Origin of the sequence: Desulfovibrio sp. (genome assembly GCF_014803725.1) — a bacterium.
In the GTDB taxonomy this organism is placed as follows: domain Bacteria; phylum Desulfobacterota; class Desulfovibrionia; order Desulfovibrionales; family Desulfovibrionaceae; genus Desulfovibrio.
The window spans coordinates 31,029-56,622 of sequence record NZ_JAAVBE010000028.1; the positions used below are offsets into that span (position 1 = coordinate 31,029).

General features: G+C 64.0%; 25 protein-coding genes. 20 read left to right on the plus strand and 5 right to left on the minus strand.

Annotated elements, in window-relative coordinates; all coding sequences use genetic code 11:
* Positions 1-213: 213 nt before the first annotated feature.
* From HDR50_RS10480 to HDR50_RS10495, 4 genes are read left to right on the plus strand one after another with little or no spacing between them, the layout of a single operon-like run.
* The gene (locus HDR50_RS10480; RefSeq protein ID WP_291358068.1) at positions 214-1,215 is read left to right on the plus strand and encodes a hypothetical protein; all 1,002 of its coding nucleotides are present in this window, start codon (positions 214-216) and stop codon (positions 1,213-1,215) included.
* 30 nt (positions 1,216-1,245) lie between these two features.
* The gene (locus HDR50_RS10485) at positions 1,246-1,764 is read left to right on the plus strand and encodes an NfeD family protein (RefSeq protein WP_291358069.1); all 519 of its coding nucleotides are present in this window, start codon (positions 1,246-1,248) and stop codon (positions 1,762-1,764) included.
* Positions 1,765-1,767: 3 nt separating this feature from the next.
* Entirely contained in the window at positions 1,768-2,784 is a 1,017-nt protein-coding gene (locus tag HDR50_RS10490) for a stomatin-like protein (protein ID WP_291358070.1), read from the plus strand.
* Complete coding sequence (locus tag HDR50_RS10495) at positions 2,777-3,595, plus strand: hypothetical protein (RefSeq protein ID WP_291358072.1); 819 nt, start codon at positions 2,777-2,779, stop codon at positions 3,593-3,595. Before HDR50_RS10490 ends, HDR50_RS10495 begins: the two co-directional genes overlap by 8 nt.
* 101 nt (positions 3,596-3,696) lie before the next feature.
* Here HDR50_RS10495 and metK read toward each other — a convergent pair whose 3' ends face one another.
* Together metK and panC are read right to left on the minus strand one after the other, a co-directional pair.
* Positions 3,697-4,878 carry a methionine adenosyltransferase gene (gene metK / locus HDR50_RS10500; protein ID WP_291358073.1) on the minus strand — a complete coding sequence of 394 codons (1,182 nt, stop codon included), beginning with the start codon at positions 4,876-4,878 and terminating at the stop codon, positions 3,697-3,699.
* Between the two features lie 25 nt (positions 4,879-4,903).
* Positions 4,904-5,752: a pantoate--beta-alanine ligase gene (gene panC, locus HDR50_RS10505; RefSeq protein ID WP_291358074.1), complete on the minus strand. Its 849-nt coding sequence runs from the start codon at positions 5,750-5,752 to the stop codon at positions 4,904-4,906.
* Positions 5,753-5,904: 152 nt separating this feature from the next.
* On the opposite strand from panC, the gene rlmN reads away from it, so the two are divergent.
* The 5 genes from rlmN to HDR50_RS10530 all read left to right on the plus strand — a co-directional run bounded on the left by rlmN (position 5,905) and on the right by HDR50_RS10530 (position 11,613).
* Positions 5,905-6,978 (plus strand): 23S rRNA (adenine(2503)-C(2))-methyltransferase RlmN, encoded by a 1,074-nt coding sequence (gene rlmN / locus HDR50_RS10510; protein ID WP_291358134.1) that lies wholly within the window; start codon positions 5,905-5,907, stop codon positions 6,976-6,978.
* 312 nt (positions 6,979-7,290) lie between these two features.
* Positions 7,291-7,512: a 4Fe-4S binding protein gene (locus HDR50_RS10515; RefSeq protein ID WP_291358075.1), complete on the plus strand. Its 222-nt coding sequence runs from the start codon at positions 7,291-7,293 to the stop codon at positions 7,510-7,512.
* Between the two features lie 24 nt (positions 7,513-7,536).
* Positions 7,537-9,225 (plus strand): FAD-binding protein, encoded by a 1,689-nt coding sequence (locus HDR50_RS10520; RefSeq protein ID WP_291358076.1) that lies wholly within the window; start codon positions 7,537-7,539, stop codon positions 9,223-9,225.
* 99 nt (positions 9,226-9,324) lie between these two features.
* Positions 9,325-10,623 carry an SLC13 family permease gene (locus HDR50_RS10525; protein ID WP_291358078.1) on the plus strand — a complete coding sequence of 433 codons (1,299 nt, stop codon included), beginning with the start codon at positions 9,325-9,327 and terminating at the stop codon, positions 10,621-10,623.
* A gap of 60 nt (positions 10,624-10,683) precedes the next feature.
* Positions 10,684-11,613: a LysR family transcriptional regulator gene (locus HDR50_RS10530; protein ID WP_291358080.1), complete on the plus strand. Its 930-nt coding sequence runs from the start codon at positions 10,684-10,686 to the stop codon at positions 11,611-11,613.
* A gap of 162 nt (positions 11,614-11,775) precedes the next feature.
* Here HDR50_RS10530 and HDR50_RS10535 read toward each other — a convergent pair whose 3' ends face one another.
* Positions 11,776-12,486: a hypothetical protein gene (locus tag HDR50_RS10535; protein WP_291358081.1), complete on the minus strand. Its 711-nt coding sequence runs from the start codon at positions 12,484-12,486 to the stop codon at positions 11,776-11,778.
* Positions 12,487-12,603: 117 nt separating this feature from the next.
* Between HDR50_RS10535 and HDR50_RS10540 the strand changes: the two genes are divergently transcribed.
* Complete coding sequence (locus tag HDR50_RS10540; protein ID WP_291358082.1) at positions 12,604-12,783, plus strand: hypothetical protein; 180 nt, start codon at positions 12,604-12,606, stop codon at positions 12,781-12,783.
* A gap of 2 nt (positions 12,784-12,785) precedes the next feature.
* Here the strand turns inward: HDR50_RS10540 and HDR50_RS10545 are convergent, their stop codons facing one another.
* The gene (locus HDR50_RS10545; RefSeq protein WP_291358084.1) at positions 12,786-13,250 is read right to left on the minus strand and encodes a hypothetical protein; all 465 of its coding nucleotides are present in this window, start codon (positions 13,248-13,250) and stop codon (positions 12,786-12,788) included.
* A 644-nt stretch (positions 13,251-13,894) separates the two neighbouring features.
* Here HDR50_RS10545 and HDR50_RS10550 point away from each other — a divergent pair.
* Together HDR50_RS10550 and HDR50_RS10555 are read left to right on the plus strand one after the other, a co-directional pair.
* A complete protein-coding gene (locus HDR50_RS10550) occupies positions 13,895-15,868 on the plus strand; it encodes an FAD-dependent oxidoreductase (RefSeq protein WP_291358086.1) in 1,974 nt (657 codons plus the stop codon).
* A 20-nt stretch (positions 15,869-15,888) separates the two neighbouring features.
* Positions 15,889-16,272 carry a nuclear transport factor 2 family protein gene (locus tag HDR50_RS10555; RefSeq protein ID WP_291358088.1) on the plus strand — a complete coding sequence of 128 codons (384 nt, stop codon included), beginning with the start codon at positions 15,889-15,891 and terminating at the stop codon, positions 16,270-16,272.
* A 120-nt stretch (positions 16,273-16,392) separates the two neighbouring features.
* Here the strand turns inward: HDR50_RS10555 and HDR50_RS10560 are convergent, their stop codons facing one another.
* Positions 16,393-16,812 carry a nuclear transport factor 2 family protein gene (locus HDR50_RS10560; RefSeq protein WP_291358089.1) on the minus strand — a complete coding sequence of 140 codons (420 nt, stop codon included), beginning with the start codon at positions 16,810-16,812 and terminating at the stop codon, positions 16,393-16,395.
* A gap of 293 nt (positions 16,813-17,105) precedes the next feature.
* Between HDR50_RS10560 and HDR50_RS10565 the strand changes: the two genes are divergently transcribed.
* From HDR50_RS10565 to HDR50_RS10600, 8 genes are all read left to right on the plus strand, one after another.
* Positions 17,106-17,735 carry a flavodoxin family protein gene (locus tag HDR50_RS10565; RefSeq protein WP_291358090.1) on the plus strand — a complete coding sequence of 210 codons (630 nt, stop codon included), beginning with the start codon at positions 17,106-17,108 and terminating at the stop codon, positions 17,733-17,735.
* A gap of 11 nt (positions 17,736-17,746) precedes the next feature.
* Positions 17,747-18,583 carry an amidohydrolase family protein gene (locus HDR50_RS10570; protein ID WP_291358092.1) on the plus strand — a complete coding sequence of 279 codons (837 nt, stop codon included), beginning with the start codon at positions 17,747-17,749 and terminating at the stop codon, positions 18,581-18,583.
* A gap of 70 nt (positions 18,584-18,653) precedes the next feature.
* On the plus strand, positions 18,654-19,436 hold the full coding sequence (locus HDR50_RS10575; protein WP_291358094.1) for an SDR family oxidoreductase: 783 nt from the start codon (positions 18,654-18,656) through the stop codon (positions 19,434-19,436).
* A 25-nt stretch (positions 19,437-19,461) separates the two neighbouring features.
* Positions 19,462-20,466 (plus strand): TAXI family TRAP transporter solute-binding subunit, encoded by a 1,005-nt coding sequence (locus HDR50_RS10580; RefSeq protein WP_291358096.1) that lies wholly within the window; start codon positions 19,462-19,464, stop codon positions 20,464-20,466.
* Positions 20,467-20,490: 24 nt separating this feature from the next.
* A complete protein-coding gene (locus HDR50_RS10585; protein ID WP_291358097.1) occupies positions 20,491-22,392 on the plus strand; it encodes a TRAP transporter permease in 1,902 nt (633 codons plus the stop codon).
* 2 nt (positions 22,393-22,394) lie between these two features.
* Positions 22,395-23,309, plus strand: coding sequence for a LysR family transcriptional regulator (locus tag HDR50_RS10590; RefSeq protein ID WP_291358098.1), 915 nt, complete (start codon positions 22,395-22,397; stop codon positions 23,307-23,309).
* A 45-nt stretch (positions 23,310-23,354) separates the two neighbouring features.
* The gene (locus HDR50_RS10595) at positions 23,355-24,242 is read left to right on the plus strand and encodes an amidohydrolase family protein (protein ID WP_291358099.1); all 888 of its coding nucleotides are present in this window, start codon (positions 23,355-23,357) and stop codon (positions 24,240-24,242) included.
* A 343-nt stretch (positions 24,243-24,585) separates the two neighbouring features.
* Entirely contained in the window at positions 24,586-25,569 is a 984-nt protein-coding gene (locus HDR50_RS10600; protein ID WP_291358100.1) for a TAXI family TRAP transporter solute-binding subunit, read from the plus strand.
* Positions 25,570-25,594: the final 25 nt, after the last annotated feature.

Sequence of the window (25,594 nt, forward strand, 5' to 3'; positions counted from 1 at the left end):
CCGCGGGGCCGGGCAGTTAAGGCGAGCGCACAGCGCCGCCCGCGCTAGCCAGCCGAAGGCCGCCCTGATAGGGCGTTTGCGTTGCAGGCGAAGCCTGCTTACGCAAATGGACAGCAAAGCTAGTGAGCGGAAAAATTCACTTTTTCCGCGAAACGCCGGCTCGTAAGGTTGAAACGCGCAGCGTTTCAACTCATCCTTCTAAAAGGACACGGCATGTTCGGAAAAAAGAAAAAGGCCAAGGCCGCCCCGGCGGAAGACGCGACGCAGCAAAAGGAAGCGGGCGCTCCTGAACAGAAGGCTCCGCGCCCCGGCGCGGACCGCGTGCACGCCGAGGGCCTGGGCGACGCCTGGGTGGCGCTCACCGGGCAGAATCCGGCGGCCATCATGCCGCAGGTGGTGGCCACCGTGCTCAAGGAGGGCGGCACGCGGCCCCCGTGGCAGTGGAAGCGCGGCGGCCGCGAGCATGTGCTCATGGCCTGGCCCGAGGACCAGCCCGTGCGCGCGGCCGTGCTCGTGGCCGGCGAGGAGGGCGGCAAGCTCAGCCCGGTGACGGCCGTGCCCCTGCTGGAGGGCCTGCCCAACGACCTCGAGGTGGAGGCCGTCCAGCCCCGCGCCGAGGGCCTGGGCGCGAACGTGGCCGTGACCATGATGGAGGGCGAGAACCCCATGTGGTTCTTCGACCCGCTCTATGGCCGCGACAAGGATGACCTCACGCCCGGCATCACGCACACCTTCTGGCTGGCCGGGCTCGCGCTCGGCATCCGCAAGGCGCTGCTCGACGAGCTCACCATCACCCAGGGCCCGCAGTACGAGGCCCACGCGGCCGCGTGGCTCGAGGAGCATCCCGGCGCCTCGCGCCTCGACGTGCCGCCGCTCAAGATCCCCATGCAGGGCAAGCGCTGCATCATGCCCGGGCGCCGCTTCGGCGAGTATCAGGTGCGCAACGTGGTGGAGCGGGTGGAGGACTTCCGCCTGGAAAAGATGGATGTCAGGGCGCTCTACCTCAACTTCCCCTTTGAGGACCGCGCGCCGCTCAGGCTCGCGCTCTATGCGTCGAAATTCGTGCTCGGGGACTATGTGCCCGAGGAGGGCGACGAGATCGAGGCCTATGTCTGGCTCGAGGGCCGGATCATCGACCTCGAGGGCGCGCCGGCGGCCGGGGATGATGACGCGGCCCCCCGCGGGCCGGCCCCGGGCACCACGCCGCACCAGTAGTTTCCGCAGCCATTTTCGGAGGCGCGCGCCATGAGCCTGCCCCTGATCTGGTTTTTGCTGGGCCTTGCCTTTCTGGCGGTGGAGCTCGTCAATCCCACCCTGATCCTGGGCTTTTTCGGCATCGGGGCTTGGGTCACGGCCTGCGCCGCCCTGTTGGGCCTGGCGCCGGCGTGGCAGATCGTGCTCTTCATCGCGGCCTCGCTGCTCGCCCTGCGCCTGCTCAGGCGGCGCTTCCGCCATGTGTTCGGGGGCCGCGCCGAGGCCGCCACGGACCCGCACGACTATGGCGGAAGCGGGGACGCGGCGCCACCGCATCCGCTGGCCGGCCATACTGGCCGCGTGAGCAAGCCCGTCCGGCCGGACGGCCGCGGCGAGGTGCGCATCGACGGCAGCTTCTGGCGCGCCATGGCGCCCGTGTACATCCCCGAGGGGCGCGAGGTGCGCGTGCTCGGCGCCATGCCGGAGGATTCGCTCGTCTTGCGCGTGGAGCCGCTCACGCGGGATGACAGCGGCGCCCCAAGGCCACATACGGCTCATCAAAAGGACTGATGTATGGATGCCCTTCTCGGCTATGGCTGGCTCGTGCTGCTGGCGGCGCTCGTCATTGTCGTGCTCGTCAAGAGCGCGGTGGTGGTTCCCAACCAGTCGGCCTATGTGGTGGAGCGGCTGGGCAAGTTCCACAAGGTGCTCTATGCGGGCTTTCACCTGCTCGTGCCCTTCGTGGACGTGGTGGCCTATCGGCGCAGCCTCAAGGAGCAGGTGCTGGACGTGCCCAAGCAGACCTGCATCACCCGCGACAACGTGACCGTGGACATCGACGGCGTGCTCTACCTTCAGGTCATCACGCCGGAAAAATCGGCCTACGGCATCTCCGACTACGAATGGGGCGCCATCCAGCTGGCGCAGACCTCGCTGCGCTCGGTCATCGGCACCCTGGTGCTGGACAAGACCTTTGAGGAGCGCACTCGCATCAACCAGGAAGTGGTGGAGGCGCTGGATTCGGCCACCGCGCCCTGGGGCGTCAAGGTGCTGCGTTACGAGATCCGCGACATCACGCCGCCGCGCAATGTCATGGAGGCCATGGAAAAGCAGATGCGCGCCGAGCGCGAGAAGCGGGCGGCCATCGCGCTTTCCGAGGGCGACATGCAGTCGCGCATCAATCTCGCCGAGGGGCAGAAGCAGGCCGCCATCGCCCAGTCCGAGGGCCAGAAACAGGCGCTCATCAACCAGGCGGACGGCGAGGCCGCGCAGATCCGCAAGGTGGCCGAGGCCACTGCCGAGGCGCTGGACATCGTGGGGCGTGAGCTCGGCGGGGACGCTGTGGCGGCGGCGCAACTGCGCGTGGCCGAGGCTTGGATCGCCGAATTCGGCCGCCTCGCCCAAAAGGGCAACAGCCTCATCATCCCGACGAATCTGGCGGACGCTGCCGGCATGGTGGCCGCGGTGACGAAAATCATCAAGCCGCATGAGGGGCTTGGTGCGCTGGCGGCCAAGGAGGGCGCCACACAGGCGGACGGCACGCCACAGGCTACCCCCGGCGCAGAGAGCGGAGCCGGCGCCCGTGCCTGAACCGCGCCCCTCCCGGCCGGCCGCCCGCGCGGGCGGCCGGCACAAGGCAGCCGCCGCTGTCCCCTGGTATGCCGGGGAACACAAGGACGCCCTCTTCTACCTGCTCATCGCGGTGTTTTTTCTGGAACTCGTGGTGGGCGGCGTGGCCTTTTTTTACGGCATCATGCACGCCGCGCCGGAAACTGCGGGCGGCCCGCCCGTAGCGCGCTTCCCCTGGCTCGCGTGGTGCCTCGTGGCCGTGCTCGCGCCGGTGGGCCTGCTGCTCATCGTGCATCTCGCCGGCACATGGCTCTCGCGGACGCTCACGCGCGAGGAAGCGCAGCCGGCGGAGCCTGACGCCGGGCAGGAAGGCTCCGGCCCCACTCAGGAACACCTCCCCGAAGGACTGCGCCGCTTTTACGCCATGGTGCGCAACGCGCCGACGCTCGTGGTGCTGCTCGGCATCCTGCTTTTGGGCGCCGGGCTCTTCTTCGCCGAGGGCGCGCTCTCGGCCCTCGGCCGCGCCGGCGCGGCCCTCATCCCCTATATCCCGTGGATAGCGGGGAGCGCGGCCGCCCTCCTGGCCGTGTGCTTTCTCGGGCATGCCTGGTTCGTCTACCGCCAGCGCCGCATGGAGCAGGAATACGCCTATCGCCGCGAAGTGCTGGAGCGCACGGGCATGGTGCTCATGGACAAGTCCTGCGTGGCGCTTCCGCCCGCCGGAGCGGACGGACAGCCCGCGCCGCTTCCCCCCGCCGGTGCGCCCTCCCTGCCCGAAGTGGTGGACGTGGAGGCGAGCGCTGCCCCGAAGAATGACGACGACACCCGCTAGGGCTTCGGCGGCTTCCCCGGCCGCAGAGGAAAAGGCGGCGCATCCAGTGGGATGCGCCGCCTTTCTCGTGGGCTCAAGCAAGCTGCTGCGTTTCGCGCCCGCTACACCTTGGCCGCCGTGCGCAGGTCGGTCACGGCGTCCGTCTTTTCCCAGGTGAATTCCGGGAGCTCGCGGCCAAAGTGGCCGTAGCAGGAGGTCTTGCCGTAGATGGGGCGCTTGAGGTCGAGGCGCTTGCTGATGAAGTAGGGCCGAAGGTCAAAGACCTCGCGCACGGCCTTGGTCAGCACCTCGTCCGGGATGTCGCTGGTGCCGCGCGAGGAGACGAGCACGCTCACCGGGTCGGCCACGCCGATGCAATAGGCGATCTGCACCTCGCATTCCGGGGCCAGGCCCGCTGCCACCACGTTCTTGGCGATGTAGCGGCCCATGTAGGCGCCGGAGCGGTCCACCTTGGAGGGGTCCTTGCCGGAGAAGGCGCCGCCGCCGTGGTGGCCGCTGCCGCCGTAGGTATCCTGGATGATCTTGCGCCCGGTGAGGCCGCAGTCGCCCATGGGGCCGCCCACCACGAAGCGGCCCGTGGTGTTGATGAAGATCTCGCAGTCCTTTTCGTCAAAATAGCCCGAGTCGCCGAGGATGGGCCGGATGACGTGCTCCTTCACGGCCTCGGCCACCTCGGCCTGGCCCACGTCGGCCGCGTGCTGCGTGGAGACCACCACATTGTTGATGCGCACGGGCTTGCCGTCCTGGTACTCGAACGACACCTGCGTCTTGCCGTCGGGCCGGAAGAAGTCCACGATGCCGTCCTTGCGCACCCGCGCGAGCTGCTGCGAAAGCTGGTGCGCCCAGTAGATGGGGGCCGGCATGAGGGTGGGCGTCTCGTTGATGGCGTAGCCGAACATCATGCCCTGGTCGCCGGCGCCCTGCTCCTCCGGGCTCGCGCGCAGGACGCCCTGGGCGATGTCGGGCGACTGGTGGTCGATGGAGGAGATGACCGCGCAGGTCTGCCAGTCAAAGCCCATGTCCGAGCTGTTGTAGCCGATGTTCTTGATGGTCTCGCGCACCACCTTGGGCAGGTCGGCGTAGCCGCGCGTGCTGATCTCGCCGGCGATGACGGCCATGCCCGTGGTCACGAGGGTCTCGCAGGCCACGTGCGCGTCCGCGTCCTGCGCGAGCAGGGTGTCGAGCACGGCGTCGGAGATCTGGTCGGCCACCTTGTCGGGATGGCCCTCGGTGACGGATTCGGACGTGAAATAGTATTTGCCCTTCTTATTCGCGTTTTTCATGGCGTTCTCCTTTTGCGAACAGGCTTCAGGAACGGAGCAGGATGTTGTCAATGAGCCGCGCCTTGCCGAGCTTGACGGCGCAGGCCATGAGCGCCGGGCCGTCCACGCTTTGAAGCGGCTCCAGCGATTCGGGATGGACGATCTCGAGGTAGTCGGGCTTGCCCCCGGGCATGTGCTCCCGCCAGCGGGTCAGCACAAGCTCGCGCAGGCGCGAAACGTCGGTCTCGCCGGCGGCCACGGCCTCGCGCGCCTCCAGCAGGGCCGCGCGGATCTGCGGGGCCACGGCGCGCTCGTCCGGCGTGAGGTAGACATTGCGCGAGGACATGGCAAGGCCGTCCGCCTCGCGCGTGGTGGGCCGGGCCTCGATGCGGGTGGGCACGTTGAGGTCGCGCACCATGCGCCGGATGATGGCCTGCTGCTGCCAGTCCTTCTGGCCGAACACGGCCACGTCCGCGCCGGTGAGCAGCAGGAGCTTGAGCACCACCGTGCACACCCCGCGAAAATGGATGGGCCGGTCAATGCCGCACAGCCCCTTGGCGAGCTCGGGAACCTCCACCCAGGTGGCGTGATCCGGCGCATACATGGCGGCGGGCTCGGGCATGAAGAGCGCGTCCGCGCCGTGGGCGGCCGCGATGGCGCTATCGCGCTCGGCGTCGCGCGGGTAGGCCGCCAAGTCCTCGTTGGGGCCGAACTGCGTGGGATTGACGAAGAGGCTCACCACCAGCCGCCTGGCAAGCCCGCGCGCATAGCTCATGAGGTCTTCGTGGCCGGCGTGGTAGTAGCCCATGGTCGGCACCAGGGCGATGTCGTCGCCGGCCGCGTGCCAGGCCCGGCATTGCGCCGCCAATGCCTTGGGATCGGTAAATATCTGCATATCAAGTTATGGTGATATAGGTTGCGGGAGACATTTCATACAGGAAAATCCCGGGGCTGTAAAGCGCCGGCGCGTGGCTCGCCGGCGACCCGGTGAGGCCGGCGCGCCCATTTGACAAGCGGCGCGGCGGATGCTTAAACCGGGCCATGAGCATGACCCCGGACCCGCGCCCCAACCTGCTGGATTTCACCCTGCCCGCGCTCATCGACTGGATGCGCGACGAGCTTGGCGAGCCCAAGTTCCGCGCCGTGCAGCTCTGGCAATGGCTGTGGCGCAAGATGGCCCGGGATTTCGAGGGCATGAGCGACATCTCGCGCGCCACGCGCGCCCGGCTCGCCGAGGCGGCCCGCATCCGCTGGCCCGAGGTGGCGCAGAAGCAGGGAAGCGCCGACGGCACGGTGAAATTCCTCCTGCGCATGGAGGACGGCGCCCTCGTGGAGAGCGTGCTCATCCCCTCGGAAGGGCGCGACGGCGGCCGCCGCTGGAGCCAGTGCCTCTCCTCGCAGGTGGGCTGCCCCATGGCGTGCACCTTCTGCGCCACGGGCAGCATGGGCTTTGGCCGCAACCTGAGCATGGGCGAGATATTGGGGCAGGTGCTGGTGGCGCGCGACTACCTGGGCGACACCAGGCCCGACTGGCCGGTCTTGCGCAACCTCGTCTTCATGGGCATGGGCGAGCCGCTGCTCAACTGGGGCGCGGTGAAGGACGCCCTCGTGAGCCTCAACGACGACCGGGGGCTGAACTTCTCGCCCCGCCGCATCACGGTCTCCACCTGCGGCATCCGCGAGGGCCTGCGCGAGCTTGGCGAAAGCGGCCTCGCCTATCTGGCCGTGTCGCTGCACGCGCCCAACCAGGCCTTGAGGGAAAAGCTCATGCCCCGGGCCGCGCGCTGGCCGCTTCCCGAGCTCATGGCGGCCTTGGCCGCCTATCCGCTCAAGACGCGGGAGCGCATCACCTTTGAGTACCTGCTGCTCGGCGGCGTCAACGACAGCCCGGAGCACGCGGCCGAGCTGGCGCGGCTCGTCGCCCGCGTGCGCGGCAAGCTCAACCTCATCGTCTTCAATCCCTGGCCGGGCGCGCCCTGGCAGGCCCCCAGCGAGGAGCGCGTGCTCGCCTTCGAGCGCGCCCTGTGGGACCGCAACATCACGGCCATCGTGCGCAAGAGCAAGGGGCAGGACATCGCCGCCGCCTGCGGCCAGCTCTGCGCCGCGCCGCAGCAGGGCTGAGCGGGAGGCCTGGGGGCGCCCCACTTCCCGTCCCCCCTGAGATACCCCCGCCATAAGCTCCTCCGCCGCCTGACCAGCCCCTCGCCTTCTCTCCCTGCGCCCGCGCCCGCGCGCCGCACCCCCCTGTGCCTCTCCCTCAGCCCGCAGCCCCTGCGGGCCTCTCCGCGCATGTCCCCTCCGCCGCGCTTTTGCCGCGCCCCCGGTGCTCCAGCCGGGGCATAGGCAAAAGCTATATGCCCATAAAATAATACTCGTTCCCTAAAACAGACGACTTGTTATAAATATCCCAAGCCATTTAACAAGGAGTCTGACATGCCCCCGGTGGTTGACAGCGAACTCTGTATCGTCTGCGGCAAGTGCGTGGAGATCTGTCCTCTGGATGTCATGAAGAAGAAGGATGACAGGATCGTCGTCATGTATCCCGATGAATGCTGGCATTGCCGCGCCTGTGTGATGGATTGCCCGAAAGAGGCCATCCGCATGCGCTACCCCCTCTCGCACATGCTCCTTCATTATGACGCGCCCAGGGCCTGACCCGGAGCGCAAAGGCAGGAAACCATGGAAATCAGGATGAACCCCGACCCCATCGTTGTGGATTTTCTGGTCATCGGCGGCGGCATCAGCGGGCTCCAGGCGGGCATCACCGCGGCCGAGGCCGGCCTTCAGACCCTCATCCTCGAAAAGGCCGACACGCGGCGCTCGGGCAACGGCTGCGGCGGCAATGACCACTTCATGTGCTACCTGCCCGAGTACCACGGCGACGATTTTGAGGCCGTCATGCGCGAGGCCAAGGAAACCCTGGTGGGCGGCAACCAGGACGACAACCTCTTCCGCTTCATGCTGGCAAGATCCGCGGACCTCATCCGCAAGTGGGAGTCCTACGGCATCAGGATGCGGCCCACCGGCGACTGGAACTTCGAGGGCCACGCCATGCCCGGGCGGCGCCGCTATCACCTCAAGTACGACGGCTCGGACCAGAAGGCGCGCCTCACGGCCGCGGCCAAAAAAGCCGGCGCCAAGATCATGAACAAGGTGGTGGTCAACGAGATCCTCGTCAACGGCGAGGGGCGCTTCGTGGGCGCCATCGGCATAGGCATCCGCGACGAAGTGCCGGAAATGCTCGTCTTCCAGGCCAAGGCCGGCCTCATCGCCGTGGGCGAGGCCATGCGCATGTATCCCGGCAACAACCCGGCCTACATGTTCAACACCTCCCATTGCCCGGCCAATGCGGGCAGCGGCGCGGCCATGGCCCTGCGCGCGGGCGCGCGGCTCGTCAACCTGGATCTCCCCTCGCGCCACGCCGGGCCCAAGTATTTCACCCGCTCGGGCAAGGGCACCTGGATCGGCGCGCTCACCGACATCAACGGCAGGCTCGTGGGCCCCTTCGTGGATACCATCCATGTGAGCCGCGAGCTCCCCGACCCCACCGGCGATGTCTGGAAAGACTGTTTCGTGAAGAACATGGATTCGGGCAAGGGCCCGGTCTACATGAACTGCACCGGCATCAGCGAGGAAGACCTGGCCCACATGCGCAAGGCGCTCGTCTCCGAGGGCTGCACCTCCATCAACGAATATCTCGACCAGTACGGCATCGACCTGCGCACATCCATGATCGAGTTCGGCCAGTACGAGCACATGTTCTACATGAACGGCATCGACATCGATGACCGGGCCATGTCCACCGTGCCCGGGCTCTACGCCTCGGGGCAGTCCGTGGGCAATGTGCGCGGCGACATCACCGCGGCCGCCGTCTTCGGCGACCATGCGGCGAGAGAGGCCGCGGCCTATGTGCAGACCGTGCCGGACTTCGACGTGGCCGCGCTCGGCGACGCCATCGGCGAAAAGGCGGCGCTCTACAACTTCCTGCTCCGGGAGGAGCCGGGCGCCCACTGGAAGGAGGCCAATTCCACCCTCCAGAAGATCATGGACGAATATGTGGGCACCCGCATCCGCTCGGGTTCGCTGCTCACCGCGGGCAGGAAGTATATCCGCGACCTGAGGAAGTACTCCCGCGAGAAGCTGCGCGCCGAAAACGCCCATGAGCTCATGCGCTGCCTCGAGGTGCTTGACCTGCTCGACCTCGCCGAGGCCTGCGCCGTCTCGGCCCTGGACAGGAAGGAGACCCGCGGCGCCTATCACCGGCGCAGCGACTTCCCCTTCACCAATCCCCTGCTGAACAACAAGTTCCAGACCGTGCGGCGCAAGGGGGACGACCTCGAGACGGAATTCAGGGAAAGGGTGCGCTGAGTTCGCCGCCGCGGGGGCCGGAGCGTCCGGGCGCGGGGCCATGCCCTCTCCGCCCGGGCGTGCCGCGACAGGGCATCTCTTAACGTTGGGAGTTTCGCCATGAGCGTTGAAATGCTGTTTCTCGTGTCACTGGTCGCGGCGCTGTGCCTCGGTTTCCTGTTCAAGGTGAACATCGGCTATTTCGCGCTGACCTTCGCCTTCATGAACGGGGTCTTCGCCTATGGGTTGAGCATCAGGAAGGTGGCCGGCATGTGGCCCATCTATCTCTTCCTCATGCTCTTCATCGTCACCACCTTTTACGGCTTCGCCATTTCCAACGGCACCCTCGTCAAGGTGGCCGAGACCATCATCTATAAAAACCGCAACCGGCCCGCCTTGCTGCCCTTCGTGCTCTTCGCCATCTGCATGCTCTTTGCCGGCACGGGCGCGGGCGCGCCGGCGGCCTTCGCCTTTTTGTCGCCGCTCGTCATGGCCGTGTGCATCAAGTCGCAGATCTCGCGCGTGCTCGCCACGGTGCTCATTTTCTGCGGCGCCACCATCGGCTCGCAGTTCCCGTTCAGCGTGGGCGGCATGATCGTGCAGCAGGTGGCGGAGAGCAACGGCTTCCAGAGCGACGGCATGGCCGTGTGCATGAACGTGCTTTTGAACTCCGCCGTCACCATGATCATCTTTTTCATCATCACCTATTTCGTGACCGGCGGCCACAAGACCCGGCACGTGAGCATCGGAAAGCCCGAGCCCTTCACCCCGGTGCAGCGCAAGACCCTGTGGATCGTGGGGCTGGTGTTCTTTTTCACCGTGGTGCCGGCCCTGGCCAAGGCCATGTTCCCCGAGGTCGCCTCGCTCAGGAAGTTCGCGGGCTTCTGTGACGTGACGGTCATCTGCACCATCGGCATCATCCTGTGCAGCCTCTGCAAGGTGGCCAGCGAAAAGGAGGCCATCGCCAAGGTGCCCTTCGCCATCATCATCATGATCTGCGCCATGGGCACCCTCATCGGCACGGCCGTATCGGGCGGGCTTGTCAACAGCCTCTCCGTCTGGGTACAGGAAAACGTGACCAGCGGCGCGGCGCCCTACTTCCTGCTGGCCGCGGCCTGCACCATGAGCTTTTTCGTGGCCACGCTCGGGGTGGTCATCCCCACGCTGGCCCTGCTCGTGGCGCCGCTCGCCGCCAGCACGGGCATGGAGCCGATCATCATCTTCTCGCTGATCTCCGTGGGCGGCTTCTATACCGGCTCGTCCCCCTTCTCCACCTGCGGCGCCATGGCCCTCGCCGGCCTCGAGGACCAGAAGGAGGCGGACAGGCTGTTCAAGAAGCTGCTCTTCCTGCCCATCGCCGGGCTGGTCTGGCTGGAGTTTTGCCTGTATACGGGCATCCTGCGCAACTGGGTGGGCTAAGGGGCGCCGGAGCTTCCGGCGAGGCCCGGAACAGAACGAAAGAGAGCGGGCGGCGGAGCCATGAACCTGACGCAACTGAAAGCCATCGTGCTCATCGACCTCCACCGCTCGCTCTCCAAGGCGGCGGCCCAGCTTTTCATCTCGCAGGCCTCGCTGAGCATTTCCATCAGGAAGCTGGAGGAGGAGCTGGACTGCGCCCTCCTCGTCCGGTCGCCGCAGGGCGTCTCCCTGACCAGAAAGGGCGCGGAGATACTGAAGCACGCCAGGATCATTTGCAGCGCCGTGAACGAGATCCAGCGGATAGGGGCGCGGGAGGAGTCGCGCCTGGCGGTGGATGTGTCCGTCGGGGTCTCGTCCTATCTCTGCAACCTGCTCGCCACCCGGGCCCTTCTGGCCCTGCGCGAAGCCGGCGAGGCCCTGAACATCAAGATCCGCGACATCGTGACCAATCAGGACACCATCCTCGATGTCTATACGGATGCCTGCGACCTCGGCCTCATCCAGGTGGGACGCATGGAGGAGAAACGGCTCCTGCCGGAAGCGGTGGGCAAGTACGACCTCTGCATGCGGCACATCCTTTCAGACCCCGTGTGCATCGCCGTCACCGGGGCCCACCCGCTCTTTGCCAAAGCCGCGTGCACGCTCGACGAACTGATGGCCTACCCCTACATCACCAACAAAAACCCCCGTGAAGACGCCTTTTATCTCTATCTCGGGCAACTGGGCTATACGGGCGACGTGCTCCAGGTAAACCATGTCCTGAACCATGACATCGCCCAAAGCACCCACGGCTTCTGGGCGGGGGCCCATGCCGGCCTGCTCGCCATGCGCGAGGCCATGAAACAGCCCATCGGCATCCTCACCCTGGAGGCCTGCCGTTTCTATTATGACATCGCGGCGCTGCACAAAAAGGCGGCGCTCACCCCGGCGGTGCAAAAATTTCTGGACATGCTCGGGCATGAGGCCGTCGCCATGGAGGGACGGGCGTGAAAAGGGCGCCCTGACCGGCGCCTGTTGAGGGCCCGGGTTGTGCCGTGGTGCGCGTGAGGGGGGGTGAAGATGCGGGGGCGCGCCAGCGGAGACCGGCTTTCTGCTCCGGCAAGCCCGCGTTTTATAGGCGCATGCCGTTTCCTGCGCAGGCCCGCGATGCCGTTAGCGTCCGCGCTTTTGCTTTATCACTGCATCAACTTGCAGCCTGACTTGATGCAGCACGTCCGGCTCGGTCAGCGCCTGCCAGTCCAGAAACTCCATTTTTTCAAACTCATAGTTGTCACGGTCGAAGGAGAGCCAGATGCCTTCGCAGCTCGCCAGCAAGAGGCCCCGGCACTCGAGGCGCCGGGCATAGGATCTGGCCTGCTCAAACGCTTCCCTGCGCTGCCTTTCACTGGCAATGCGGAATTTCGCCTCACAGACGAAAGCGCCCCCTTCGTTGCCACGCTCCGTCTCGGCGTGGATCACATAATCCGGGTAATAGCGGACGCCCCTGCCCATGCGCAGCGGCATCTGGCGTAGCCAGTCCTTTTCCGTGAGGCCTAGTTGCCGCAAAAACGGTTCCAAAAGGTATCGCTCCACATCCCGCTCGCAGGTGAGGGGGATGCCCGGGCTGCCCGCAAGCTCGGGCAAGGCCGGCAGCGTGGTGATGTCAAAGCCCTTTTGCTGCAAGATGTCGAGCAACGCCGCATATTCTTCCCGCGAGCAGCCGCGGCCCGAAACCCCCTGCATATTGGCCTTGACAAGGCCCTTGTGCGACCACACGGGGTCGGCCTTCAATTCTTCAAGAGAGACAGGCGGGATTGGCACGGGCCGGCCGAGCCACACCACGCCGGGCCAGAACCTGAAGGGGTCATCATAGCCGGGGCTCACGGCCCTCCAGATGCTGCTGATATGACTGTACGGCGCAAGCTCATACATCAGGACTATATCGCCGGGCCTGGTATCGGTGTTTCCCTGCCAATAGTGGATGGAACTTGAGGACAAGTTTTGAAGATACTCATGGTCTCTTTTGGCATTCCCTCCCACCAGATAGGATTTCAAGGGCCGGGGCACCTCCTCACTCAAGGGATTGGAGATAAAATGCTGCGCAAAACCGTAAAAGAAAACGCAAAACTCTTGCGGCGACAAGCCATGCTGAAGCCGGAATTCATGGAATACCTTGCATAACTTTAGGTAATATAAACATTTGTCTTCATAGTTTGTCTTTGGCGGAAGTGGCGGTAGCCCGATGCCAAAGATCTCACAAATCTCCTCAACCCGGAAAAATGCACAGGATACAGATAGGGAAAGGCAAATTGCTGGGATTCAGCATATAACGCAAGGGAAATGCCGGGGATATCCTGGACAAGATCCCGATAGGTACATCCCTCTTCTGTCACTATATTATGGAGATCATCCGTTACGGCTGTAGAAAATTCCTCAAAATCCGTATAGTCATATTCGCTGATTTCATACCCAAAGTTATACCACTCAGCTGCAAGGGGAGAAAGCAGCAAGGAATCGATGAATCTTTTTATCCGGCCGTCGGGATCACCGGCAGCCGCATATTTGGGCAAATTTTGAAAAAACGACAAGGCCTGGGCGCCTTCTCCCGTTGCCAGATAGTTGTCCAAAAGAAATCTTGTGAATTGCATGGAGGCATGCTCCTGAAACTGTATGGCCTGACTTTTGGCGGCACTGCCCCTCAAGATATTTTTCTCACCGGCTCAGCATCCGGTGCCATGCCCTTGACGATACCCGTCCGGCTACTTGGCGCCGGTCATCTTGGCGGTGCATCCACTGGGGAGGCGACGAAGCCCCTCCGTTTCTCCCGCAGTCAGACAGTTCCAGAAACAGCGAAGTCCCGCAAGGCTTTTCACACCTTGCGGGACTTCGCTGTTCCAAGAAATGGTGCCCACCATCACTTGAAAAATACTAACAACGCATTGATATAGTGTTTTAAAATTTTATTTCTATAATGGGCTGCCCCCAAAGTTGCCCCTTCTTCTTTTCCTGTCCATCGCATAGCCGAAGCGCCATCCCCGCACGGCCTGCGCCGGGCCCGATGCCCCAGGAGTGCGGCAGACTCTCCCTTTCTCCTGCCGCGACGCCGTCAGGTGCTCATCCGCCGCCAGCCTCAAACTTCCGGGGGGTGTGTTGACATTAATTTAGTTTTCATTAAAAAAATCTTCAGCGCACACGAGGAGCCGAATCCACATGGCAGTGGTCATCGACTCCAAGAGGAAAACGGCGAATGAAAAATCATCGCCAAGACCTATCAGGAACTGTAGGAGCGGTCATGTCCGAATTTGTCTGTCTTGCGCGTCCGCTGGAAATAGGCGCGGTTCGCATCAGGAACCGTTTCTGCATGGCCCCCATCGGCGGCGGCCAGCACCACAAGCCCGAGGGCGGCCTCAAGGACGAGACCATCCAGTACTTGGTGGAACGCGCCAAGGGGGGCTTCGGGCTGATCTTTACCGGAGCCATCGCCACGGATCATACCGTCGACCCCTATACCGGAGTCGGACCGGCCATTTTGCAGAATCCCGACGCCTTCCGCATGACCGCCATTGAGCTCAACGAGCGCGCGGCCGTGTACGGCGCAAAGATCTTCGCCCAACTGACCATGGGCCTCGGGCGGAATTATCCTAACCTGCCCGCGCCCTCCGTCATGCCGGTCTACGGGCATCCCGGGGAATTTTCCCCGGCCCTGAGCACCGAACAGATCAAGTCCAAGATCGACTCGCTGGTGCGCTCGGCGGTCATCGCCAAAAACAGCGGCTTTGCCGGGGTGGAGGTGCATTCCATCCACTGGGGCTATTTGCTCGACCAGTTCGCCCTCGCCATGTTCAACAAACGCATGGACGACTATGGTGGCAGCCTCGAGAACCGGCTGCGCGCGGCCAGGGAGATCGTGGAGGGCATCAAGCAGGAATGCGGGGCGGACTTTCCCGTCAGCATGCGCCTCGGGCTCAAGACCTTCATCAAGGATTTCGGCAAGGGGACCCTTTCCGGCGAGGACGAAAGGGGCCGGACCATCGAGGAGGGGGTGCGCATCGCGCAACTGCTCGAGTCCTACGGCTACGACTGCCTCAATGTGGATACAGGCACCTACGACGCCTTTTATTACGCCTGCCCGCCCATGTACATGCCCAAGGGCTACGGCGTGGAGCTGGCCGCGCGCGCCAAGAAGGCGGTTGTCATCCCCATCCTCGCAGGGGGCCGCATGAATGACCCCTCCATTGCGGAAAAGGCGGTCTGCGAGGGCAAGATAGACGCCGTGGTGCTCGGGCGCGCCGCCCTGGCCGACCCGGCCTATCCCAACAAGGTGCTCTCAGGGCACCCGGATGAAATCCGGCCCTGCATCGCCTGCAACCAGGGCTGCCTTACGCGGCTCCAGCAGGGCAAGCAGCCCTCGTGCGCGGTCAATCCGCAGGCCATGCGGGAGCTGCGCTTCGCGCTCAGGCCCGCGGCCACGAAGAAAAAGGTCGTCGTGGTCGGGGGCGGCGCGGCCGGCATGGAAGCCGCGCGGGTCGCGGCAAAACGCGGGCATGAGGTCGTCCTGCTGGAAAAGGGCAAGGAGCTCGGCGGCAACCTCATCCCGGGCGGCTCTCATTCCTTCAAGAAAGAGGTGCGCGAGCTCAACGCCTGGTACCGGCAGGAGCTTGAGCGGCGGCCCGTGGACGTGCGCCTCGGGACCGAGGCGACGCCGGAGATGCTCCGGGACCTGAGCGCCGATGTCGTCATCCTCGCCACGGGCTCGAGCCCGGTTGAAATCTCCGTGCCCGGCGGCGCGGAGGGCAAGGTCCTCGGCTGCCTCGAGGCGCTGGAGAGCCCCGACAAGGTTGGCGAGCGCGTGGTGGTGGTCGGCGGCGGCCTCGTGGGCTGCGAGATGGCGCTGGAATATGCCATGGACGGCAAAAAGGTGACGGTGGTGGAGACGCTGCCGCGCATCCTGTCCTCCGGCATCCCCAACCCCATCCCCAATGCCCAGATGCTGCCGGACCTGTTTGAAAAGTACGGCGTGACGGTGCTCACGGGCCACAAATTCGCGGGCTTCCGCGATGGCAAGGCGCTTTTGGAGGGCAAAGACGGCGAGGTCGAGGTACCTGCGGATACCATCGTCACGGCCGTGGGCTTCCGGCCGCGCGCTTCACTGAAAGACAGGCTCGGGCACGACGGGGCGGCAATCTATGAAATCGGCGACCAGCGTTCCGTGGCCACCATCCTTCAGGCCATCTGGGATGGTTTTGAGATCGGCAACAACCTCTAGCAACAGAAAAGGAGAACCCCATGCGTGACAAGCTGGCGGAATACGATGCCGTTGCCAAAGCGGCGGAAAAATTCGTGAAAAGCGTGGCCGAGGGAACCAGCAAATATGCCCGCGAGCTCTTTGTGGACGAGGCCGTGCTGTTCGGCTACCTGGACGGCAAGCTGGAGCACGGCTCCATCGAGCAGTTTTACCACAATGTGGACACCGTGCCGGGCGACAAGAATTTCAAGGCCCGCATCGATGTGCTGCTCGTGGAGGAGACGCTGGCCGTGGTCCGCATCCTCGAGGAAGGCTGGGGGGGCAGGATTGACTTCACCGATGTGCTGTTGATGCTCAAGATGAACGGCGAGTGGAAGTGCGTCGCCAAGGCCTATAACCAGAATTCCGAAACCATCAGCAAGTAGCTTTCGGGAGCATGGCGAAAGGCCTCGGTATTCCCATGGGAATACCGGGGCCTTTGCGTCATGGGCGACATCTGGCGGACTATCGGCCGCCTGCGCCTGCGGCCCGTGAGAGGCGCGCCATTACTTGATGTGGTAGACCTTGCTCACGATCTTCCAGTCATCGCCGTCCTTTACCAGGGTGAACATGTCGTCAAAGCTCGTGTCCCCGAACTTTGAATCGATGCTCACCACCGCCACGTCGCCGGCCACCTTCACTGTCTCGATCTTGTAAGTGGCGTTATGCGGCCCGGTCTTGTCATAATAGGCGAAGAGCTCACTGATGGGCACGGTGACGAGCTTGCCCTTTTCCGCATAGGACATGGTCGCCTTGGGGGCGAAGGCAGGCTCGGCGATCTTGCTGTCGCCCTTCACAGCCGCCTCGGTGTAAAGATTGAGGGCCTTGGTGATGCCTTCCATGTCCTTGGCGTCATCGGCGCAAGCCGGGCTGATGTTCCACAAAAAGGCCGCCAGCGCCAGCGTAATCAGGACCAGTTTTTTCATGGGTGCCTCCTTCGGGAGCGATAAAAATTCCCGGTGCGACGTAACGGAGCCGCCCGCGGGTAGTGGGAGACGAATTAATTTATCGAATACTAAAAAATGTCAACAGGCTTTTCCGCCTGCCGGGGAGGCAAGGGCGCCCTGCCGGCCACAAACCTTGGAATTTTTTAGGGCACGCCTTGCGGTATTGATTTAATCAATACCGCATAAAGAAAAAAAGTATTTGTCGACGCCCGCCATCCGGTTTTTAAGAAAGTATCCATTCCACCATAGGACTTCAAACAAGGATGGCAGCGATGAAAGTTCTGGCTCTCAATGGCAGCTCCAACAAGAACGGCGTGACCCGCCATGCCATTGACCTGGTCGGGGAGGAATTGGCGAAGGAAGGCATCGGCATGGACGTGATCCACGTGGGCGCCAAGCCCGTGGCCGGCTGCCTGGACTGCCGCAAGTGCCGCACCAACGGCCACCATTGCGTCCACAACGACATCGTGAACACGATCATCGACAAGCTCCCCGAATATGACGGCCTCATCCTTGGCTGCGCCGTGCATTACATGGGCATTCCCGGCCCCTTCAAGTCCGTGATGGACCGGCTGCTCTACGCTACCGAGCACCTTGAGGGCTGGGGTCCCAAGCCGGCCACGGCCATCGCCGTCTGCCGCCGCGCCGGGGCCATCAACGCGGTACAGCAGCTGGGCAACTACCTCAACTGCTCCAACCTGCTCACGGTGAACAGCCAGTACTGGAACATCGGCTTCGGCTGGAAGCCCGAGGAATTTCTCACCCAGGACGCCGAGGGCGTGCAGACCATGCGCGTGCTGGGCAAAAATTTCGCCTGGATCATGAAGGTGCTGGACGCCACGAAAGACAGCATCCCGCGCCCAACCTATGAGAAGCGGGTGCGCGCCAACTTCTGCCGCTGAGGGGTGCTGCCATGAAAGCCATCGATTTTCGCCTGCGGCCGCCCTTCAGGAGCTATCTCAACTCCTTCATGTATGACATGCCCGCGCTTGAGCGCTCGCACAAGGCGCGGGACCTGGGCGAAGTTTCCCCGGCCGCGAGCCGCAAGGACTGCCGCCTGCTCGTGGAGGAAATGGACGCCGCCGGCGTGGTCTGGGGCGTGGCCCCGGTGCGCCTGCCGCAGGAGGCGGACAACGAGGACGCCCTGCGCCTCATGGAAGAGTATCCGGGCCACTTCCTCGGCATCCCCTGGATCGACCCTCTCACGCCGAAAGCGGCCGTCGCCGGGATTGAACGCTACTGCGTGAACGGCCCCTGCAAGGGCATCATCCTCGAGCCCGGCCTCTACACCACGCCGGTCAAGTGGTACCTCAACGAGCCCGGCATCTTCCCGGTGTACGACTACTGCGAGGAACGCGGCATCCCGGTGCTCGTCTCCTTCGGCGGCCGCGTGGCCGACCCGCGCTATTACGCGCCGGAACTGGCCTATGACGTGGCGACCCGCTTCAAAAAGCTCAAGCTGGTGCTCTGCCACGGCGGCTGGCCCTTTGTGACGGCCATTTGCAAGGTCGCCATGGACTGCCCCAATGTCATCCTCTCGCCGGACACCTGGGCCATGGACTTTGCGCCGGGCGCGGCGGACTATATGGTGGCCGCCAACTACATGCTTCAGGACCAGATCGTCTTCGGGAGCTCGTATCCGGCCATGCCGCTGGCCGCGGCCGTGGAGAACTACGCGCGGCGCCTGCGCCCGGAAGTGGCGGAAAAGGTCATGTACGGCAATGGCGCAAGGCTTTTCGGCCTAGAATGAAGGCCGGGCAAATGGCCGGGCGCCCACCAGGAAACCAGCTTAATCACTGACAGGAAAAGAGGAATAACCCATGAATCTGGAAGGCAAGATCGCCATCGTGACCGGCTCCAATTCCGGCATCGGCGCGGCACAGGCCGAAACCATGGCCGCGCAGGGGGCCTCCGTGGCCGTGTGCGGCAGGGACCGGGCGCGGGTGGACGCCGAAGTGGACAAAATCAGGGACGCCGGCGGGAAGGCCATCGGCATGGCCTTTGACGTGCAGGACACGCCGGCCATCAAGGAATTTTATGAGCTCGTCATGCACACCTGGGGCCGGGTGGACGTGCTCGTGACCACGCACGGCATCTTCGACCAGCGGCGGGGCTCACTGGAAATGACGGAACTCGACTTCCAGAAATTCATGCAAATCAACGTCATTTCCGTGTTCAATTTCTGCAACCTGGTGCTTCCGCAGATGATCGAGCGCAAGAAGGGCTGCATCCTCGCCACGGCTTCCATCAGCGGCATGCGCAACACCGCCCAGGGTGGCCCGCGCGGCAGCGCCGGCGGCGGCTCGGTCTATACCTCCTCCAAGCACGCGCTGGTGGGCTACATGCGCAGCCTGAGCGCGCTCTATGCGTGGCAGGGGGTTCGCGTCAACGTCATCTGCCCCGGCTCCGTGGTGACGCCCTTTATCCAGGACAGCCTCGACAACGACCCGGACGGCTATGAGCGCCGCGTGCGCGTCATCCCGGCTGGGCGCCTCGGCGTGCCGCAGGACGTGGCGTGGCTCACGGCCTTCCTCGCCAGCGACGAGGCCGACTTCATCAACGGCGCCGTCATCCCCGTGGATGGCGGCCGCTCCAATGTGTAGCCGTGGACCGACAGAGGAGGATATAGTGAGCACTTTCCTGCGCAAAATTCTGGTCGCATGCGCGGCCGTGGCGCTTTTGACGGCGCTTTCTCCCCACAATGCCCGCGCGGCGGACGATGACGGCACGGGCGTCAAGATGACACTGGCTGGCGGCCCGCTGGGCGGGGGGGCCTCCATGGCGCTCGCGGCCTTCATGAAGGCCTTCTTGGCCCAGTATCCCAACGCCAAGGTTGACCTGATGCCCGGCAACGGCACGGCTAACCCGGCGCGCGTTTCCGCCGGGCAGGTCAACGTGGCCCACGCGCAGGGCGCGCTGCTCAAGGCGGCCAGCGAAGGCAAGGCGCCCTACAAGAAGAAGCACGACAACCTGCGCTCGCTCTTCTCGCTCAACGACGACTGCCGGCTCCTGCTCTTCGCGCGCGAGGACGCCCCCATCCAAAGCCTTGAGGACCTGGCCAAGAACCATCCCGCCATCCGCCTGAGCCCGGCCACGCGCGGCTCCACCAACGACATGTTCACCCGCTGGGCGCTCGGCGCCTATGGCGTGGACTACCCGGATATCGAGAAGTGGGGCGGCACGGTCACCTATATCAACTTCGACGCCATGGTCGACGCCATGAAGGACAAGCAGCTCGACATGGTGGGCTACAACGGCCCCGGCTTCCCGGCCTTCCTGCGCCAGATACTGCTCTCCAACCCGGTGCGCTTTTTGCCCGTGGGCGAAGAGGAAATGGCCAAGCTCAAGGAGCGCGGGCTCAAGGCCTCGGTCATCAAGGCGGGCGAGTTCGAGGGGCTGCCCCCGCAGGACGTGCCCGTTGCCACGGACACCACGGAGATTATCTGCAGCGCGGACATGCCCGACGAGCTGGCCTACAAGATCGCCAAGATCTGGACGGAAAACGCCAGGGACATCGCCCTCGCCAATCCGGGCTACGGCACCTTTGACCCGGCGGTGAGCTGCAAGAACACGGCGCTGCCGCTGCACCCCGGCGCGGAGCGCTATTTCCGCGAAGCCGGCTACCTCAAGTAAGGCCCCGCAGGGTGGAGGTGCAAGATGCAGAACCGTTTACGCGCCTGGCTCCAATACGTCTTTGTTGCCCTGGCGGTGGTGCTCACCGTGTTCCAGCTCTACAGCACGTCGGGCATCGCCATCTTCAACTCCACCCTGCAGCGCGTGGCCCACTTGAGCCTCGTGCTCTGCCTGACCTTTATTTTCGTGCCCTGCAATACCAAGTATGGCAAGGAAAAGCCGGAACCGCCCCTGCTCACGGTCATCGACATCGCCCTGGCCTGCCTCGCGATGGGCATCGCCGTCTTTTATTTCCAGAATTCCAACGAGATCTTTGACCGCTTCGCCTATGTGGACGAGGTGACGCCGCAGCAGATGTTCTTCGGCACGGCTCTCATCGTGCTTGTGCTGGAGGCCACGCGCCGGGCGGCGGGGCTGCCCCTCGTCATCGTGGCGCTCTGCTTCATCGCCTATGGCCTGTTCGGGGCGGATCTCCCCGGGGCCTTCGGCCATGTGCCCATCACGCCGGAAGCCATGATCGAGCAGCTCTTCCTGCTCACCGAAGGCATCTACGGCGTGGCCATCGGCGCGGCGGCCACCATGATTTTCGCCTTTGTGCTCTTCGGTGCCTTTCTCGAAGTCTCCAACATGAGCAGCGTCTTCATGGACCTCTCGTGCGTGCTGACCCGGAAGGCCAAGGGCGGTCCGGCCAAGGTGGCCATTTTCGCCTCGGCGCTTTTCGGCACCATCTCCGGCTCGGCGCAGGCCAACGTCTACGGCACGGGCATTTTCACCATCCCGCTGATGAAGAAGGTGGGCTATTCCGCGCCCTTCGCCGGCGCCGTGGAAGCCTGCGCCTCCACGGGCGGCCAGCTCATGCCGCCCATCATGGGCGCCGCGGCCTTCATCATGGCCGACATAACCCAGGTGGGCTACCTGACCATCGCCAAGTCGGCGCTTCTGCCCTCCATCCTGTTCTATCTCTCGCTCTACGCCATGATCCATTTCGAGGCCGTGAAGCACAATATCGGCACCATGCCAGCAAGCGAGATACCCCCGCTTTCGTCGGTGACGCGGCGCCTCTACTACCTGCTGCCGCTGGCCTTCCTCATCGTGATGATGCTGCTCGGGCGTAGCGTGAACTTCTCGGCCTTCGCTGGCTGCGGGGTCATCTTCCTGCTCTCGCTCTTCCGGGAGGAAACGCGGCTCACGCCGCGCCGGCTCCAGAAGGTCGCCGTCACCGCCACCCGCAACACCCTGATGATCACCTGTGCCTGCGCCTGCGCGGGCATCGTGGTGGGCATCATCAGCCTCACGGGCGGCGGCTTCAAGCTCATCAACATCCTCATGTCCTTCGTGGACGGCAATTTGCCGCTCCTGCTCGTCATGCTCATGCTTACCTGCTTCATTGTGGGCATGGGCGTGCCTACGGCCCCGGCCTACATCATCGTTTCCGTGCTGGCGGCGCCGGCCATGATCAAGCTCGGCGTGCCCATGATCGGGGCGCACATGTTCTGCCTCTATTACGCCGTGCTCTCCACCATCACGCCGCCCGTGTGCATGGCGGCCTTCTCGGCGGCAAGCATCGCGGACGCCAACGCCATGCGCACCGGCTTCACGGCGGTGAAGCTCGGGGCCATCGCCTTCATCATCCCCTTCTTCTTCGTTTACCAGCCGGAGCTCTTGTTCCAGGGCTCCTTCCCTGACATAGTCATGGCGACGGTGACGGCCATCGTCGGCGTCATCGGCATGACGGCCGGGCTCCAGCGCCAGTTCCTCACGGGCTGCGGCATCGTCGAGTCGGCCCTGCTGTTCGCGGGCGGCCTGTGCTGCATCTATCCCGGCTCCCGGACAGACCTCATCGGCCTCGGGCTCATCCTCGGCATCGGCCTCTTCCAGTACTGGCGCAGGCTACCCCGACACGGTGAGCCGGCAAGGGCGGAATGACCATGCTCGATTTCAGGCTGTTGCGCCATTTCTGTGCCATCGTCACCGAAGGACAGATCAGCCGCGCCGCCCAGACCCTGCACATCAGCCAGCCCACCCTGAGCCTCTCGCTCAAGGAGCTGGAGGAACAGGTGGGCATGCCGCTCATCAACCGCAGCGGCGGCAAGTGGCAGGTGACCGAGCACGGGCAGCTCTTTTACCAGGAGGCGCAGCGTATCCTCGCCCAGGTGGAGGAGCTCGGCAAGAAACTGCGCAACCCCTATGCGGGCGCGTCCGCCATTTTCGGGGAGGTGCGCCTCGGCTGCAGCGGCTTTTGCACCTCCTTTGTGCGCGCCGTGCTGCGGCCTCTGCTCCGGGACTATCCCGGCATCCGCATAAGGCTGCTCCTCGCCGACAACCTGACGCTGGAGAACACCATCCAGAAGCAGGGCCTGGATCTCGCGCTCATCCAGCTCCCGGTCATTTTCGGCAATTGCCAATCCGTGCCCCTCTGGCCGCAGCACTTCGTGTCCTGCTGGTCGCCGCTCTTGCCCGCGCCGCCGGACAGGCCCGTGAGCCCGGAGGCACTGGCCGCTCATCCAATCCTGCTCTCGCGCAGATGGTCCAATCTCGGGGCCTTCCGGCCGCTGATCATCGCCATGCAGGAACGCGGGCTCGAGCCGCACGTCATCCTTGACACGCCCTTTGCGACCCTCATCCCCGATTTTCTGCGCACCGTGGCGGCCGTGGGCATCGTGCCGGAAAACGAGCTCGACAAGGTGGCTGCGGAGACCTTTGCCGTGCGGCCGCTGGCCATACCCACGCTGGAGTTCCGCTCCGCCATCATCTGGCACAAGCACAGCGATCTTTCGCCTGCGGCGGCCAAGGTGGTGGAGCTTCTACGCGAGCTGGATGCGCAAGCCGCACACGGCGCGTAAAGCCGCTGTGGCACGTCCCCTCACTTCATTCCCGCAGGAAAGCCGATGCAAATCATTGATTTTCGATGCCGTCCGCCCTTCGACACCATGGCGAAAGACTGGATATTCTCGCTGGACGACAAGCCGGGCAATCCAGGGCTGCGCGCCAAATACCAAAAAATGGGCATGGAGCTGCCGGCCTCGCTGCTCGGCCGCTCCATGGAGGAATTCCTGAAGGAATGCGACGCCGCCCATATCGGCAAGACCGTGGTGCCCCTGCGCCGGCTCCCCACCCAGAACAACGACCATCTGGGCGCGCTTCTGCGCGCCTATCCGGGCCGCTTTATCGGCTTCGCAGGAGTGCAGCCGCTGGAGGAAGGCATCGCGGGGGCGCTGGCGCAGATCGTGCTCCATGTGGTGGGGGGACCCTGCCGCGGCGTCTACATGGAGCCCGGGCTCGACCCGCATCCCTGGGCCGTGGACGACGTCGGCATCTTTCCCATCTACGAATTTTGTCAGCAGCATGACATCCCCGTGTGTCTGCTCTATGGCGGGGTCTTTCACCAGAAAAAACCCCCGAGCTACGACCTCTACGAACCGCGCCGCATCGAGCGTGTGGCCCGGCGCTTCCCGGATCTGCGCATCCTGCTTTCGCACGCCTGCTGGCCATTCACCGCGCTCGCCTGCGGCGTGGCCCTTAACTGGGAGAATGTCTGGCTCTCCCCGGACGGCTTCATGATCGACCACCCCGGCTCGCGGGACTATGTGGTGGCCGCCAATTATCGCCTCCAGGACAAGATTATCTTCGGCAGCCTCTACCCGAGCATGCCCATGGAGTTCGCCGTCTCCCGCTACAAGGAACTTTTGCGGCCCGAAGTGTGGGACAGGGTTTTTAATGAAAATGCTAGCCGCTATCTGAGAGAACCGGCGGAGCAGCCCGCAACGCCCGGTTAAGCTGTATTTTTAAAAGCATCTTTTCCAAGGTGGGACACCCCGGGGCGCCTTTTGCCGCAGAAACGGGCAAAAGGCCCTCCGGGTGTCCTCCTTTCTCTCCCCCCTCCCAAGACAGCGCAATTTCGGGCCCTTCGGCACATCTTCCTTGCCGGAGCGGATGCCCTATTGATAAAATTCATATCACCTAGAGAAAATTTGTATTTGTTCTATAGGCAAATTCCCCCTATCAAAAACTATCGGGAACCATCGGGAAAGCGCTTGCGCGTCCAGGCTCTTCGCGGGCTCCAGAGCAGACAACATGCGGCGCAAATCCTGTTTCACCTGAAGAGTACAAGGGGGAACCATGAGATTCAGGAAGTTTTCTCTGACTGCACTGTTCGTCGCCCTGTCTGCCTTTACCCTCACCCTCCCGGGATCTCCCGTCACAGCGGCTGAGACTGCCTCCTTAGGCGTCGGCACCGTGGGGGGCACCTACTATGTCATCGGCGCAGGGCTCGCCAAGGTGGCGGAAAAATATATCCCCGGTTTCACCCTTTCCATCGAGTCCACGGGCGGCGGCAATGTGCCCACGCGCATGATCCAGGCAGGCAAGCTGGATTACGGCCTCGCCACCAGCGGCCCCATGGTCTGGAACGCCAAAGACGGCTATAATCCCGAACTCGTCAAGACCTACACCAATGTACGCACCCTCTTCCCGCTTGCCCCCAACTATTTCACCTACTGGGCGCCGGAGACGAGCGGCATCAAGAATTTCCGCGATATTGCCGGCAAGACCTTTTCTGGCGGTCCCAAGACCTCGGTGACTTCCGCCTTTACTCCCATCTGGCTCAAGGAATTCGGCCTCACCCCCGGCAAGCAGGTCAATGCGGGCATGGGAGAGCTGCCCGCCCTGATGCTGGACGGCATCATCGAAGTGGCGGCAGCGGCCCACGGCAATCCCAGCGGGCCGGCCGTGGAAACGGATTCCGTCACGCCCATCACCATCCTCGAATTTTCGGATGAGGACATCGACTACATCACCAAGCACTACCCGGTGTTCACGCGCATCATGAGGCCCGCCGGCGGCTATAAGAACTTCCCCGAACCCAAACCCACCCTCTCCATGTGGGGCTATTGCCTGGCCAACAAGGACGTTTCCGACGACATGGCCTACCAGTTGACCAAGGTCTTCTTTGAACATCTCGAGGATTTCAAGGCGGTGTATCCGCCTCTGCTGGAGACCAAACCCGAGGATGTGCTCACCTCACCCCTGCCGATTCATCCGGGCGCGGTCAGGTATTACAAGGAAGTGGGCGTGGATATTCCCGAGAACCTGATTGCCAGGTAACACAACCCCAAGGACGGCGAGGGGG

Coding starts and splice junctions, on each gene's coding strand:
- HDR50_RS10480 (WP_291358068.1), top strand. CDS start 214: ATGTTCGGAAAAAAGAAAAAGGCCAAGGCCGCCCCGGCGGAAGACGCG.
- HDR50_RS10485 (WP_291358069.1), top strand. CDS start 1,246: ATGAGCCTGCCCCTGATCTGGTTTTTGCTGGGCCTTGCCTTTCTGGCG.
- HDR50_RS10490 (WP_291358070.1), top strand. CDS start 1,768: ATGGATGCCCTTCTCGGCTATGGCTGGCTCGTGCTGCTGGCGGCGCTC.
- metK (WP_291358073.1), bottom strand. CDS start 4,878: ATGAAAAACGCGAATAAGAAGGGCAAATACTATTTCACGTCCGAATCC.
- panC (WP_291358074.1), bottom strand. CDS start 5,752: ATGCAGATATTTACCGATCCCAAGGCATTGGCGGCGCAATGCCGGGCC.
- rlmN (WP_291358134.1), top strand. CDS start 5,905: ATGACCCCGGACCCGCGCCCCAACCTGCTGGATTTCACCCTGCCCGCG.
- HDR50_RS10515 (WP_291358075.1), top strand. CDS start 7,291: ATGCCCCCGGTGGTTGACAGCGAACTCTGTATCGTCTGCGGCAAGTGC.
- HDR50_RS10520 (WP_291358076.1), top strand. CDS start 7,537: ATGGAAATCAGGATGAACCCCGACCCCATCGTTGTGGATTTTCTGGTC.
- HDR50_RS10525 (WP_291358078.1), top strand. CDS start 9,325: ATGAGCGTTGAAATGCTGTTTCTCGTGTCACTGGTCGCGGCGCTGTGC.
- HDR50_RS10530 (WP_291358080.1), top strand. CDS start 10,684: ATGAACCTGACGCAACTGAAAGCCATCGTGCTCATCGACCTCCACCGC.
- HDR50_RS10545 (WP_291358084.1), bottom strand. CDS start 13,250: ATGCAATTCACAAGATTTCTTTTGGACAACTATCTGGCAACGGGAGAA.
- HDR50_RS10550 (WP_291358086.1), top strand. CDS start 13,895: ATGTCCGAATTTGTCTGTCTTGCGCGTCCGCTGGAAATAGGCGCGGTT.
- HDR50_RS10555 (WP_291358088.1), top strand. CDS start 15,889: ATGCGTGACAAGCTGGCGGAATACGATGCCGTTGCCAAAGCGGCGGAA.
- HDR50_RS10560 (WP_291358089.1), bottom strand. CDS start 16,812: ATGAAAAAACTGGTCCTGATTACGCTGGCGCTGGCGGCCTTTTTGTGG.
- HDR50_RS10565 (WP_291358090.1), top strand. CDS start 17,106: ATGAAAGTTCTGGCTCTCAATGGCAGCTCCAACAAGAACGGCGTGACC.
- HDR50_RS10570 (WP_291358092.1), top strand. CDS start 17,747: ATGAAAGCCATCGATTTTCGCCTGCGGCCGCCCTTCAGGAGCTATCTC.
- HDR50_RS10575 (WP_291358094.1), top strand. CDS start 18,654: ATGAATCTGGAAGGCAAGATCGCCATCGTGACCGGCTCCAATTCCGGC.
- HDR50_RS10585 (WP_291358097.1), top strand. CDS start 20,491: ATGCAGAACCGTTTACGCGCCTGGCTCCAATACGTCTTTGTTGCCCTG.
- HDR50_RS10590 (WP_291358098.1), top strand. CDS start 22,395: ATGCTCGATTTCAGGCTGTTGCGCCATTTCTGTGCCATCGTCACCGAA.
- HDR50_RS10595 (WP_291358099.1), top strand. CDS start 23,355: ATGCAAATCATTGATTTTCGATGCCGTCCGCCCTTCGACACCATGGCG.
- HDR50_RS10600 (WP_291358100.1), top strand. CDS start 24,586: ATGAGATTCAGGAAGTTTTCTCTGACTGCACTGTTCGTCGCCCTGTCT.